Annotated in this window: 8 protein-coding genes; 3 read left to right on the top strand and 5 right to left on the bottom strand. The window is 34.3% G+C overall.

Annotated features, from left to right (window positions below):
* Positions 1 to 49: 49 nt before the first annotated feature.
* Positions 50 to 4393 (bottom strand): hybrid sensor histidine kinase/response regulator transcription factor, encoded by a 4344-nt coding sequence (locus DMB68_RS06075; protein ID WP_110345732.1) that lies wholly within the window; start codon positions 4391 to 4393, stop codon positions 50 to 52.
* Between the two features lie 301 nt (positions 4394 to 4694).
* Here DMB68_RS06075 and DMB68_RS06070 point away from each other — a divergent pair, with 301 nt between their 5' ends.
* A complete protein-coding gene (locus DMB68_RS06070; protein ID WP_110346369.1) occupies positions 4695 to 7310 on the top strand; it encodes a beta-glucosidase in 2616 nt (871 codons plus the stop codon).
* Positions 7311 to 7744: 434 nt separating this feature from the next.
* Positions 7745 to 9211: a glycoside hydrolase family 130 protein gene (locus DMB68_RS06065; RefSeq protein ID WP_110345731.1), complete on the top strand. Its 1467-nt coding sequence runs from the start codon at positions 7745 to 7747 to the stop codon at positions 9209 to 9211.
* Between the two features lie 268 nt (positions 9212 to 9479).
* On the opposite strand, the gene DMB68_RS06060 is transcribed toward DMB68_RS06065, so the two are convergent.
* The 4 genes from DMB68_RS06060 to DMB68_RS06045 form a co-directional block, all read right to left on the bottom strand.
* Positions 9480 to 10256, bottom strand: coding sequence for a TIGR03915 family putative DNA repair protein (locus DMB68_RS06060; protein WP_110345730.1), 777 nt, complete (start codon positions 10254 to 10256; stop codon positions 9480 to 9482).
* 5 nt (positions 10257 to 10261) lie between these two features.
* Complete coding sequence (locus DMB68_RS06055; protein WP_110345729.1) at positions 10262 to 11521, bottom strand: putative DNA modification/repair radical SAM protein; 1260 nt, start codon at positions 11519 to 11521, stop codon at positions 10262 to 10264.
* A gap of 200 nt (positions 11522 to 11721) precedes the next feature.
* Positions 11722 to 12063, bottom strand: a complete 342-nt coding sequence (locus tag DMB68_RS06050; RefSeq protein WP_110345728.1) for an L-rhamnose mutarotase — start codon at positions 12061 to 12063, stop codon at positions 11722 to 11724.
* A 10-nt stretch (positions 12064 to 12073) separates the two neighbouring features.
* A complete protein-coding gene (locus DMB68_RS06045) occupies positions 12074 to 13717 on the bottom strand; it encodes an alpha-L-fucosidase (protein WP_110345727.1) in 1644 nt (547 codons plus the stop codon).
* Positions 13718 to 13981: 264 nt separating this feature from the next.
* Here DMB68_RS06045 and DMB68_RS06040 point away from each other — a divergent pair, with 264 nt between their 5' ends.
* Positions 13982 to 14860 carry a helix-turn-helix domain-containing protein gene (locus DMB68_RS06040; protein WP_110345726.1) on the top strand — a complete coding sequence of 293 codons (879 nt, stop codon included), beginning with the start codon at positions 13982 to 13984 and terminating at the stop codon, positions 14858 to 14860.
* Positions 14861 to 14882: the final 22 nt, after the last annotated feature.

The following is a 14882-nucleotide window of genomic DNA, read 5'->3' as shown; positions in this document are numbered from 1 at the left end:
CCTTCGACTTCGCTCAGGATGACAGTTGTCTTCGATTTTGAAATTTTTATTAGCGATACTGGCGTCTATATTCAGCTGGTGTATGATTAAATTTTGCTCTGAAACACTTTCCAAAATATTTCAGGTCGTTAAAACCTACTTCAAAACAAATCTCCTTTATTAACAAGTCTTCGTTTTTAATGAGTTCCGCAGCTTCGTTTAATCTCATATCACGAATGAATACAACAGGTGAAACGCCGGTTATATTTTTAAGTTTATTAAAGAAACTGGCACGAGACATGTTCATTAATTTTCCTAATTCGTCCACTGAAAAGTCTGAATTAGACATATTTTCTTTTACGAGATTAATAACCTGAACCATGAATTTATTATCCTTATTGGAAATTTGTAATGGCTCCTCCTCTGAAATTTCTGCAATATTACCTGTCGAATACAAACGTTGAAGACGCATACGCTGTTCCAAAACATTTTTTACCCTTGCTTTTAAAAAACTCACATTAAAAGGTTTGGTAATATAATCATCTGCCCCATATTCCATTCCTTCCAGTTTACTTTCTATGGATGATTTTGCACTAAGTAAAATTACCGGAACATGACTGATTGCAAAACTCTCCCGAATTGATTTAAGCATTTCAATACCATCCATTTCCGGCATCATAATATCGCTGATAATAAAGTCAGGAGATAATTCTTTCGCTTTTAAATAGCCTTCAGATCCGTTTTCAGCCGTATAAATAGTATATTCTTTTTCTAAAACAGAAACAATAAATGTTCTCAATTCAGGATCATCTTCTACAACTAATCCTACCGGCATTTCTCTAACTTCTTCTTCAAATTGTATTGAATCGGGATCAATTTCAATCATCACATTGTCATTCAATATAGTATCCTCGGTTTCCTCAAGTAAAATATCAACATCATTTGTGAAGTGTTTATATCCTTTTAAAAAGTTAATCTGAAAACAGCTTCCTTTCCCTGGTGTACTTTCAACTGATATATCTGCACCATGTTTGTCTGTAAGATCTTTCACAATAGAAAGACCAATTCCAGTGCTTGGATTATGCGGATTTTCATTATAGTTTGAAAAACGAATAAATAATCTTTTTTGAAGCAGTGGATTAATACCCGGACCGTTATCTGCCACCTTTAGACAAACATGTTTTTCAGATTCTTCAACAAGTACCTCAATCGTATCTCCTTTATTACAATATTTAAAAGCATTTGAAAGCAGGTTCACCAAAATTTTATCAAGACTATCGGGATCAGCCCACACAAATGGAGTTAAAGCATTCACATTTAATTTTAGATCAATATTACGCTGCAGGCTCATTTCACTGAAATTCCCACACATTTTAGTCGCAAACTCACCTAAATTTATTTCACTCACCACCAGTTTTCTGTCCTGAATTCTTCTTAAATCCAAAATTTGATTTACCAGATTCAACAGCTTATTACTGTTTTTTTCAATAACCCGAAGTTGTCCTTTCACCGAGTCTTTTATTTCATCATCTGAAAGCATCATCTCTAAAGGCGCTGTAATCATGGTAAGAGGAGTCCTGATTTCATGCGAAATATCAGTAAAAAATTTCAGTTTCAATTCGCCCATTTGCTTTTGCAGCTTTACATCATTACGCAATTTTAAGATGGTTAAAATCGCTCGGTTGATCAGGATAAACAACCCAATTGCTAATAGCAGATAAATTATGTAAGCCAAATTAGTTCCCCAAATAGAAGGTCGAATTGTAATTTTAATTTTCCTCTGATTATCTGCCCATAAATTGTGGCCATTTGTAGAAGATACCAAAAGCGTATAAGTACCTCTTCCCAAATTGGTATAATTAATTGACTGTCCTCCTTTATGATAGTTCCATTCCTTATCAATTCCTTCCAGTTTGTAGCGATAGACAATACCTTCATTTTTAAGATAGTCTAAGGCTGAAAACTGAATCCTGAAAAAATTCTGGTCATGTTGAAGTGTAACTTCTGTGAGCAAATCCGGATTTATAGGAGTGTCCGGATTTATTTCATGTAGTTCTTTATTATTTACTAAAAACTCGGATATTGATAAATAGGGGTTGAATTTGAAAGGTGTAATGCCTTCAGGTTTAAAATAAATGACACCATTGGAGTAACCCAACAGGATTTCACCGTTCGGAAGCTGACATTTTGTAGCTTCTGAAAAGATTTCGGATCCAATAAGAGATTTCAACTCCGGAAATGTTTCAGCAGTATTCTTTTTTGGATCAAACCGAACCACCTGATTATCACCCATTAGCCAAATTTTCCCTGATTTATCCTCCTGTATCCCTCCCGCTCCTTCCAAAGGAAATGCAATAGTCTCGTTTCCTACTGATTTTACATTTAATTTTTCATCTTTATCTGTTTCAATCAAAATTAAGCCATTTCCGTTGGTTGCAAGTGCTACCTTATTATCATGTGTTATCAGGACATCTAAAATATCATTGCCGGAAACCTGCGGATATTCTTTAAACTGTAATTTCTCTGCCGGTTTATTTTCTCCTGAAAAAGAAAATAATTTATGGGATGAAATAAAAAACAATTCATGCTTTTTATTTTCAACTATAGAACGAACCTTATCAGCAGTTGTTATGGGGAAATTTTTTAGTTCGTTTCTATGGCTAATAAAACGCAATTCATTATTTGATTGGCGGATGAGACTGATTCCTCCACCCCAGGTAGCTATATAAATCTGACCGGATGATGCCTGAAAAATTTTATAAATATCATTTGAACTTATGCTGTATTTATTATTTTCATCATATTTATAATGTGTTACTTTATAGTTAAAAGAAGTTCCCGTCTGAGTTAGGCAAAATAATCCGTTTCCACGTGTGCCAATCCACACTCTGCCTTTGGTATCCTGCATCATGCTGTAAATGTCTGCTCCCCATCCCGGACCTGATTCAGACAATCTCCCATCTGAACCCATAATCCCTATTTTCTTTTTTTTGGAGTCAAAAACTGTAATTTTTTCAGTACGGCTGGCAGCCCAGATATTACCCCTTTTATCCGTCATTAAACTACGAATGTTATGTTTATGTCCGTTGTTTGATGCACCCAGATTTAGTGCTGAAAAATTACTGTTGCTAAAAGTAATCAGGTCCAACCCCTGTTTAAAGGAACAAAACCAAAGATTTCCTAATTTGTCAAACATTGCCGTATGCATTACGTCGGACACTGTTTCTTTGGATTCCTTAATAGATCGAATGACAGAAGATAATCTATTATTTTTCTCATCCCAATAGGCAAATGGTTCGCTATGCGACTGAATCCATACACTTCCATCAGGCGAATTAAGCAGAAAACTTTTTCGTTCGATACCGGCTGTAGCAGGATCAACTGACTCAGCTTTCATGTGTTTTAATTTTCGGGTAACCAAATCAAATTGATACACACCTGCTCCGGATCCTTCAAACCATAACTGTCGTGAACGCGTAGAACCTAGATAGTTAACGTTTTTATCAGGAAATCCAGCCAGTGTTTTGCTGTTATAAGTATCCAGTTTGCCTGTTTTTGTATCATAAAAATAAAAGCCATTCCCGTTGGTTACTAATAATACTTTGCTTTCATCTACCAGTTCTTCCCCAACAATATCATCGTTAATCCCTAACTCGAAATCAAAAAAAGTACTTGATTTTTTAGTAAAACGAGTAAGTTTCCCGCGTGCTCCTCCAAACCAGATATCCTCTTTGGTTTCCATGAAAGAAATAAATGAATATGATTTTCCGGAATGCCCTTTCATATTTATAAAAAAATATTCTGGTACTACGCTCCTTTTTTTTAACCTGCAAATACCTTTGTCTGTCAAAATCCAGGTTGTTCCTAAAGTATCTTCAAAAACATCATGAACTTTGCCACAGTGTTTAGAAGGGTCTAAAGCGATTTTTTGGGTCTTCTTGTTTGTTTCAAAAATAATCAGTTGATCTTTCTTTTCAGGAAACAGCCATACTCTGCCAGAAGGCATTACTTTAAATTTTTCAAAGGCATTATCATTAGCCGAAACATTTTTTCCGTTAGCTGGATAATGAAAAGTTAGTTTACGTGTATCAAAATAATAAATATCTTTTTTTTCAGACTGAATCCAGATGCGTCCGTTTTTATCGAATTTAAATTTAGAAACCCTGTTAGAAAATAAATTTATCGAATCGTTTTGTCCTGCTTTAAATTTCTTAAAAGTAATTCCATCATAGCGAATCAGTCCATTAAAGGTACCCAGCCAGATAAATCCCTTTTTGTCCTGCTGTATATCAAGAATACGTGACTGACTTAACTTCAGATCATGAGAAAAATGAGTTAAAGTACCCGATGGCTGAGACAAACACAGAGTGCTTATCAAACAAAATAAAACTACAATTACGTTTCGTTTCAACATTATTATTCTATTACTTAAAGCACAAAAATATCAAAATTCTTTTCCGAACCTAAAATACCCCCTGTCAGTAGTCAAATACCACCCCTTAAATAGTGATTTGTACCTGTTTCATGTATCAGATAAGATTAAAAAAATGGAATGACAAGCTTTATAACATACTTAAAATAGTAATTTATCCCAATCCGAAAAATATAAAAATCTAATTTTGTGAAAAGATAAATAATACTTATCCAAAACTTTGAATTTTAAAAACTTAATTATCTATACTAACTATAAACCAAAATATTTTCAGGAAAATTCTATGAGAAAAATATATCGTCTCGTGTTTATGCTAAACTTTCTGGCATTAAACACTTTTGCACAGGAAAATTTCGCGTTCAAAAATCCAAATTTAACCACAGAACAACGTGTTAATGATCTTGTATCCAGAATGACTATTGATGAAAAAATCAGCCAATTGATGGATTCCTCACCTGCTGTCGAACGTCTGGGCATACCGGAATACAATTGGTGGAACGAATCCCTTCACGGTGTTGCCCGTGCTGGATATGCAACCGTTTTTCCACAATCTATTTCAATTGCATCCTCCTGGGATCGTCAGTTAGTTTTTGATGTTGCGAGTGCTATTTCTGATGAAGCTCGTGCTAAACATCATGAATATTTAAGACGAGGGCAGCACGGAATGTACCAGGGGCTCACTTTTTGGTCTCCAAACATTAATATTTTCAGGGATCCGCGTTGGGGACGTGGACATGAAACTTATGGAGAAGATCCTTTTCTAACAGGACAATTAGGACTTCAATATGTGAACGGCCTTCAGGGCACTAATGAAAAATACCTGAAAGTAATTGCTACTGCTAAACATTTCGCAGTTCATTCAGGGCCTGAGCCTTCCCGTCATCAATTCAATGCTGAAGCGAGTGATATAGATCTTTATGAAACGTATCTTCCTGCTTTTCGTACTTTGGTGAAAGAAAGCCATGTCTATTCGGTAATGGGAGCTTATAACCGTTTTAGAGGAGAATCTGCAAGTGCCAGTCCGTTTCTTTTTAATATTCTTCGAAATGATTGGGGATTTAAAGGTTATATTGTGTCAGACTGTGGTGCTGTAACAGATATTTGGAAATACCATAAAATTACAAATGATGCCGCTTCTGCTTCAGCACTAGCAGTAAAACAAGGTTTGGATTTGGAGTGTGGAAGTTGTTATAAATCATTAAAAGAAGCTCTTGAGCGTAAATTGCTTACTGAAGCTGATATTGATCTAACATTAAAACGTTTGTTTACAGGCCGTTTTAAATTAGGGATGTTCGATCCTGAAGAGATTGTACCTTATGCTCAAATTCCTTATTCAGTAAACAATAATCCTGCCCATGACTGGCTTTCTCGTGTCGCTTCTCAAAAAAGTATTGTTCTTTTAAAAAACCAAAATCAGACACTTCCTCTTTCAAAAAACATTAAAACGGTTGCTGTTATAGGTCCAAATGCCAATGATATACAGTCGCTATGGGGAAATTACAGCGGTATTCCAAGCAATCCAATTACAGTATTAAAAGGTATTCAAAATAAACTGGAACCTAATGCTAAAGTATCATATGCAAAAGGTACTGATCTGGCTAAAGGCGTTCCTGAGATGAAAATTATTCCCTCTGTTTATCTACAAAATGAAAGTGGAATGCAAGGTTTAACCGCAGAATATTTTGATAATAGTAAATGGGAAGGAAAACCACTTTTTACCCATATTGATGACAATATCGATTTTCATTGGGATATGAATACTCCTGATCCCCGTATGAAAATGGGGAATTACAGCGTAAGATGGACTGGTTATATTGTGGCACCAAAAACCGGAACTTATAACATTTCTGAATGGTCTAAACCTTTTATGACCATTGAAATCGAAACAGGAAAAACATCTGGTGGAAAAAACAATCATCATCCGCGAATTCGTGCTCAGAAAATTGAATTGGAAGCCGGAAAAAAATATAAAATAGAGGTTAAATACCAAAATTTCTATGGGGATGCAATCGCACAGCTTTTATGGTCTGAACCACAGGAAGATGCATTAAAAGAAGCTATTCAGGTTGCTAATGAGGCCGATGCAGTGGTGTTGGTTTTGGGATTAAATGAACGCCTGGAAGGTGAAGAAATGAAAGTAGAAGCCGATGGTTTTGAAGGTGGAGATCGTACCAGTCTTAACTTACCGTCTAATCAAGAGGAATTAATGAAAGCAATGAAGGCAACCGGAAAACCAGTTGTTTTAGTTTTAATAAATGGTAGTGCGCTTTCGATAAACTGGGCTAATGATAATATCACTGCCATTTTAACTGCCGGTTATCCCGGCCAGCAAGGCGGTAATGCAATTGCCGATGTACTTTTCGGGGATTATAATCCTGCCGGTCGACTTCCTGTAACTTACTATAAATCTGTAGATCAGCTTCCGGCTTTTGAGAGCTATGATATGAAAGGCCGCACCTATCGTTATTTTGATAAAAAACCACTGTATCCGTTTGGATTTGGCTTAAGTTATACCAAATTTAAATACAACAATATTCAAATTCCGAATAGTATCAACGCTGAAAAAGATTTTAAAATATCTGTTGATGTAACCAATACTGGTGATCGTGATGGCGACGAAGTAGTCGAGTTATACTTAAAAGATGAAAAAGCCTCTACTCCACGTCCGATAGTACAATTAGAAGGATTTGAGCGCATTAATCTGAAAAAAGGAGAAACAAAAACGGTAAGTTTTACAATTACTCCAAGGCAGCTTTCCTTAATAAATAAAAAAGGTCAGCGTGTAATAGAACCGGGATGGTTCACTATCTCAGTTGGAGGTAAACAACCAGACGAATCCGAAGACAATCAAAAAGGACGATTCAATCTAACCGGTAAGACGATATTACTGGAAAAATAACTTACTTTATTATTTAAAAAATATTAATTCTATGAAATGTATTGATGGAGAATTTTCATCAATACATTTTTTTTATCCCTGTATAAAGATAGGGCTAAATAAAGTTAGCTATACTATAATACTATACTATACTATACTATACTATACTATACTTTAATTTATAATATATCCTATTTGTTTAACTGTAAATACTAAATTACTAATAACAAGGAAGCAAAATTTCAAAAGATGTTTCGTTCTACAGATTTCAAAAGCTTATTTTTCAAGTATTTAAACTGTATTTTTCTTTTTTTTTAACGTAATAATTAGATAAAACTCTTTTTAAAAAAAATATTTAAAAACAATTTTTAACAAAAAATAAGGGGTTTTTATTAACATATTCGCTAACTTCAATAAAGTAAAAAAATAATTTTCTCTATTCAAAAAATTAAACTATGCGTGTATCTGTTATCCGAAAGAGTATAAAATTTACCCCTGATTCAAAAAGAGTTGTTGCACGATATTTTATAAATGGTGATGAGCGAACCAAACAAATGGTTACTCGTATAATGACGCTGAATGATAAACAAGTATTGGAAACTTTAGAACAAACACTTCGTGAATTTGCCAGACGTCATCGAAATATTTCTGCCATATTTTTGCGACACTGCGAAAAAGTAAGAGATAATATTGAAGCCCTGCAGATTGATTATGAAACTTTATCACTTGATCGGAAGATGTTAATAGGTTCTTATTGCACAATGGAATATGCTATTGAATCTGCAGCTATTTTTAATCCGTCTATTATAGAAGATTTTGATCAGACTGGCTTAGAAGCTGGTGAAAAACGTGTTATTATTTCTTTTCGTGCAACAGGTGAAGGGCATATTTCATCAATAGTTTTCAGAAGAGGAATTCTGGACAGGGATAATAATCTTCAGGTTATGAAAATTGGACACAATATTGATAAGGCTGAAATTATACACAAAAGTTTTTTTAATAAAGAACGGTTTTTATTGAAGTTATCCGAAATGCATACTCAGGACAAATACATAACACAAATTATGCAGGATTTACCGGATGAATTTGAATATGCGGTTCTAAAAAATACGGTAAACACTGCCTTAAGCGATCCATCAATTCGTGAAGAAAGAAGAACAGCACTGAACGAAATAATCTGGCTGGCAAAATCATTTTATGATGTGGAATTTAAACATGATTCTGATCTCACTGAGCGTGTTATATTTCCAATATCTGATTCTGAAAGCCGCGGAATTGAAGATGCCCGTTTTGTCCGCTTTACAGATGACGACGGTTCTTCTCGTGTTATGGCTACTTATACCGCATATAATGGGCATACTATATTACCTAAACTTATCTCTACCGAAGATTTTTATACCTTCAGAGTAATGCCTTTACATGGTGCAGGTGCTCAAAATAAAAATCTGGCTTTATTTCCAAGAAAAATCAAAGGCAAATACGCTATGCTTGCGAGAATAGATGGTGTTAACAATTACATCATGTATTCTGACAGAGTTACACAATGGAATACCCCTGTTCTTCTTCAGGAACCCCGTTATACTTGGGAATTTACACAAATAGGAAACTGTGGATCACCACTTTGGACAGAGGAAGGATGGCTTGTCATTACCCATGGTGTAGGTACAATGCGACGTTACTGTATTGGTGCTTCTTTATTTGATCTTGATGACCCGTCTAAAGAAATTGGAAGACTTACAGAGCCTTTGCTTTCGCCATTAGAAGACGAACGAGAAGGTTATGTTCCTAATGTTGTGTATTCCTGTGGTGCTATTATTCATAACAACAGTCTTATATTGCCTTATGCAGTTTCTGATTATTCTTCTACTTATGCGGTAGTTGATATGGTTGAATTGATTGATGCTTTAAAGAAAAGTAAATAGAGAATTTAAATTGATTCTTTAAAATTAAAACACCATTCGATGAATGGTGTTTTTTTTTTTTTTTTGGGGCAAAAAAATAGCTAAAATGCAAATAAGCTGATTTAAGAAATTATTTTTTGAAATTGGAATCAGAATATGCTTATTTTTAAAAACAAGCTCTAATTGAGTTTATGGAAGTCATTTTTAATAAGAATTATTTATTGTTTTTTATTATAAAATAACAAAAAACAATCGCATTTAAATTACAAGATTTTTCGTGTTATTCATTTTAATTGTTCGCATTCGGAATTTTTTCTATCAAATGTTTCCAATAGCGTTTAGGCATGTGTTGTATGTGAAGCTTCATATTTTTTCGCGATTCAATATTGACACTTTTAAAATAGTGTCTCCAAAGATTCTGAAAAAACTCTTCGTTCTCATCACATATTTCGGTTAAATGTTTGGTTGAAAGAGACTCAGGATTAAACTGTAGCTCTACTACTGAAACTTTTTCGAGGTCATAATAAATCCCATATTTGCGTTTTACATCATAGATCAACCAGTACTGATCTGCATAACGTTTTTTAAAATGGTTTTCTATGAGAGGCAAAACATCACAGTCCGGTTCAATGATGGCATAATACAATTTGTCTTTCGTCAATTTAAAGCGAACAAATGCTTCCATACGATGTGACTCTTTTCCGGTTAGACGTGCTGCCTTCCTAAGATTCCGAATAGCATCATTACTAAAATCTTCTTCTACATTTTTTGAATTAGCCAACACATACCTGGCGAATTGAAGCATTGTTTCTTCTATCTGTGGCTCTTCAGATAAAAATGCATTATACAAATTTGAAATTCCTTCTGCCGAAAGGCGTTTCTTTAATCCATCTAAAACGCGTTTTGCTTTTGCAACATCTGTTACAGCCAAATGAGTATTTGCAAAAAGTAAAGTACCCGAAGTTTCCTTTTTTGCAAAAACAATATCAGCATATTTATATTCATAAATTTCAAATACTGCCGTAAGCCAGCCTTCATAAGTAGCATCATAAATCACTTCTGTCATTTCAATTAAAATAAAGCAAGCTGATTAGAAAAATCGTTTTTGTATTTACTTTTTTGAGAATTTAAAATATGATCTTTGATTTGTACCGAAGTTAAATCCTTTTGAAGTTGAAATGGTGTTGCAAAAGCCAGAAAATATTTGGCACGCGAATAAGCAATTCCCATTTTTTGCAAATCATCAGGCATTAATTTTTTAAACTTTCTTGAGGCAACAATTTTTGTGGCACTTAAATATCCAATTCCGGGAATACGTTTTATAAGTTCTAAATCGGCAGTATTGATGTCAACCGGAAATTGGTTCAGGTTACGCAAAGCCCATCCAAGTTTGGGATCAATATCAAGATCGAGGTTGGGCTGATTAAAACCTACGATTTCATTTACATTAAATCCGTAGTAGCGAACAAGCCAATCCGCCTGATATAAGCGGTTTTCGCGTATCATAGGAACTGGCGTACCAATAGCAGGAAGACGATTATCATAACTAATTGGAACATAACCTGAATAGTACACTCGTTTCATATTCATCTGCTGATAAAAATAATCAGCCATTCCTAAAATTTCAAGATCACTTTCTTGTGTTGCACCAATTACCATTTGCGTGCTCTGTCCTGCCGGAGCAAAAAGTGGTGCCTTATAATTTAATTTCTTTTCTTCTTTATAGCCAATAATTTCGTTTTTAAGATATTTCATTGGGTTGATCACATCGACATGATTTTTATCAGGTGCCAGTAATTTAAGACTTTGTTCTGTTGGCATTTCGACATTTACGCTTAAACGATCTGCATATAGTCCGGCTTCTTTCAGCAATTCATCACTGGCTCCGGGAATCGCCTTCAAATGTATGTATCCATTAAAATTATGCTCCAATCGTAATTTTTTGGCAATTCTGACCAAGCGTTCCATGGTATAATCAGCATTATCAAAAATACCTGAACTTAAAAATAAACCTTCAATATAGTTTCTACGGTAAAAACCTATTGTAAGGTCAACCACTTCCTGCACAGTAAAAGCGGCTCGTTTAATATCATTGCTTTTTCTGCTCACACAATAGGCACAGTCAAAAATACAATGATTGGTAAGCAAAATTTTCAACAGTGATACACAACGGCCGTCTTCAGTGTAGGCGTGACAAATACCATAACCTTTAGCATTGCCGAGTCCTTTGTTTTTGTTCTCACGTTTACTTAATGCAGACGAACAAGATACATCATATTTTGCAGCATCAGCCAAAATTCCCAACTTCTCCATCACTCTCTCGTTTACCATTTTGATTTTTGTATTGTTTTTTGAAACTGAAATTTAACTACAATCAAAATTAGTTATTTTCTATAACAAAATATTTTAGCTGATTGTTCTAAATTGTATCAAATTAACTAAAGCTGTATTATGATTATTCCATTCATTAAACTAAAAAACCTCCAAAATCAAATGACTTTGAAGGTTAATAATCTTAGTATTATATTAAACTACAGTTTAAAGATTTGTTTCATAGGCAACCACTTCTCCCCTTTTTTTGCAATTGGAAGTGCTTGTTGAAATTCCCACATCAATTTTTCCCATTCCTGAACTTTCGGATTTTCTGCATCCATCTTTTGTTTACGTTCGGAAGAAAACGTTTCGTCAACTTCTATAATCATAAACAGCCTGTTCGAAATTATATAAATTTCCATATCCAAAATGCCCGAATCCTTAATGCTTTTGGTAATTTCAGGCCATACATTTTCTTTTGAATGATATCTTTTGTACTGCTCTATTAGTTTTGGGTTATCAACTAAATCGCAGGCATAGTATAGTTTTTTTGAAACCATATTTTATATTTTAAATGATTTCTAAAGCATTTGCATAAGAAGCCTGTGGTTTTTGATTAGGAAAATACACTTCCAAGCCATGTTCCGTTTGTTTAAAGTTCAGTTTTTCTCCTGTACTCACTAATCTTATCTGTTTTATTTTCTCTGTACGATGCGGACTGGATTTTCCTAAACTTTTTATTAAAGCAACACCATTTTCTGGCCAGCCCATTACAGTAGCATAAAGTGTTTTGTCTTTTTGTGCAAAACGAATATCTTCTGAAGTATATGGTTTTCCTTTTCCTTCATTGAAACCCTGGGCAGTCAATGCTCCGGCACTTTCTTGCTGTGGGCCTTCTCCAAATATTTTCCATGGTCGGGTTCCGTAAATACTTTTACTGTTTAGTTTCATCCAAACGCCAATTTCCTTTACAATTTCTCGTTCTAGTTCATCAATACTTCCGTCTCCGCGAACCGGAATATTGAGCATTAAATTTCCGTTTTTACTCACAACATCTATAAGAGTATGGATAACCGTTTTTGCAGATTTGTAACGCTTGTCGTTGTAAACCCGGCGGTCATAATGCCAATTGCCAATACAGGTATCTGTCTGCCATGGCAAAGGTTCTATACTATTGCTCTGTCCTTTTTCTATATCCCAAACTATTGCTTTTCGTTGGGATTCTGTTAATATTTTACCAGTAATTACGGCCTGAACTTTTTTGTTTTTCTTTAAACTTTTATTGTATAAATGTGCTGCAATACGTAGTCCTGCATTGCTAATTGGCCAAAGTGGTAATGCCGTATCATCAAAATAAATCATATCCGGATTGTACTTATCAATTAGATCAATAGTTCTGTCATGAAATTTTTCTGAATAATCCGTGGATGGTACAGACGCTCCATCTGCCCAGTCCCATTGGCTGTGCACAGATGAATTATTCGAGGGTTTTGCACTTAATGGATGATTTTGCGCATATAATTCCTGAGGATCTAAACCATCCCACCAGGTTCCTTTACCATCTGCTTTAGTCAGTTTTCCATCATAAGGGACTCCTGCCAAAGGTCCATTTTTATCAGCTCCCTGCGAAGTGTCAAACCAATTCCAGGCATGGGCAGCATGAACACTAACAGCAAAAGGCAATCCCGCTTTACGGGCAGCTTTTTCCCAACCGGCAATAATATCTTTTTTGGGACCAACTTTAGTTGAATTCCAATTTGGCTGATACTTGCTGTCATACAAATCTAAATTATCATGATGATTTGCCATTGCCATGAAATATTTAGCTCCGGCAGTTTTATATAAATTGACTAACTCTTCCGGATTCCAGTTGTCAGCTTTCCAGACATTGATTACATCCTTAAATCCAAATTTTGAAGGATGCCCGTATTTCTCAATATGAAACTTATACTGTCGTGAACCTTCTTCATACATTCCCCTTCCGTACCAGTCTCCGGCTTCAGGCTCACACTGCGGTCCCCAGTGCGCCCACATTCCAAATTTAGCATCCCGGAACCAATCCGGAACTACATATTTTGCAAGAGAATCCCAATTTGGCTCAAAAGGACCTTTTGATATGGATGAATCAAGTATATATGATTTTCCTAATAAAGGTGATAAATAAAGTCCGGCGAGTGCTGTGGCACCAAGTTTTAAAGCATTTCTTCTATTCATACTTAAATGTTTTGGATAAATATTTATATATTTCCGTTTTAAGGTATTTATAAAATTAAAAAATAATAATTCTTACCCTATACTCTTATAGATAATTTAAAATTAATTGAACAAAAATTTACTATAAAAATTATATTATTCTTAATTTTAGTACTTTATTTAAAACAATTACATTTACAAAAGTAACAGATTAGTGATTCTAATTTTTTACACAAAAACGCTTTTCTATTATTCAAAAACGGTTATTATTGAAATTTACTTTTTATGTCTGTCAATATTCTAAAATATAATTTCTCGATATTACATATTGACTATGTAAAACTTAATAATAAATGGAATTACAACAATATTATCAGTCCTTATTATCGTTTGTATTATATAGATGCAGGAGTTGGCTCTGTATCCGACAATAGGGGAAAATTAATTTTGGAGTCCGGTTATCTATATCTGATTCCGAGTTTTACGATATGCAACCTGAATTGCGAAGAATACCTGAGTCAGTTTTTTATTCAGTTTTTTGAAGAATCTCCTGATGGTATTTCTTTATTTAGCAACAATAGAAATATCATGAAACTTGAAGCGGATGAAATAGATGTCGCTCTTATAAAAAAAATGCTGCAGAATAATCCCGGAAGAGGAATCAACCGATCTGACAATCCTAAAGTGTATGAAAAAGAAGCTTATTATAAAGAATATCGTGCTCTTAATGACAAAATGAAAATACATCAGAAGTTTGAAAATCAGGGAATCCTTTTTCAGTTAATTTCAAAATTCCTGAATTCAGCCAGTTTCATATCTAATTATCCACAGATTACATCTTCTAAGATATTAGATACGATGAGTTATGTACAGCTGCATTTAGATGAGAATCTTACAGTGGTCGAGTTAGCTAAAAGAGTAAATCAGAATAAGGATTATTTTTCTAAACAATTCCTGCTTCATACCGGAGAAAGACCTTTAAATTACATCCACAAAAAAAAGATTGAAAGAGCACAATATCTTATTGCAACTACAAATAAAACATTTTTAGAAATTGCTATGGATACAGGTTTTGCTAATCTGCCACACTTTTCTAAAACGTTTAAACAAATTGTAAGTCTAACTCCTGGGGAATATCGAAACCAGAATACTGATTTGAAATGAGTCTTTATTTGAATAAAATTTA

This window comes from Flavobacterium hydrophilum (assembly GCF_003202405.1).
Taxonomy (GTDB): domain Bacteria; phylum Bacteroidota; class Bacteroidia; order Flavobacteriales; family Flavobacteriaceae; genus Flavobacterium; species Flavobacterium hydrophilum.
This window is presented reverse-complemented; position numbering and strand designations above follow the sequence as displayed.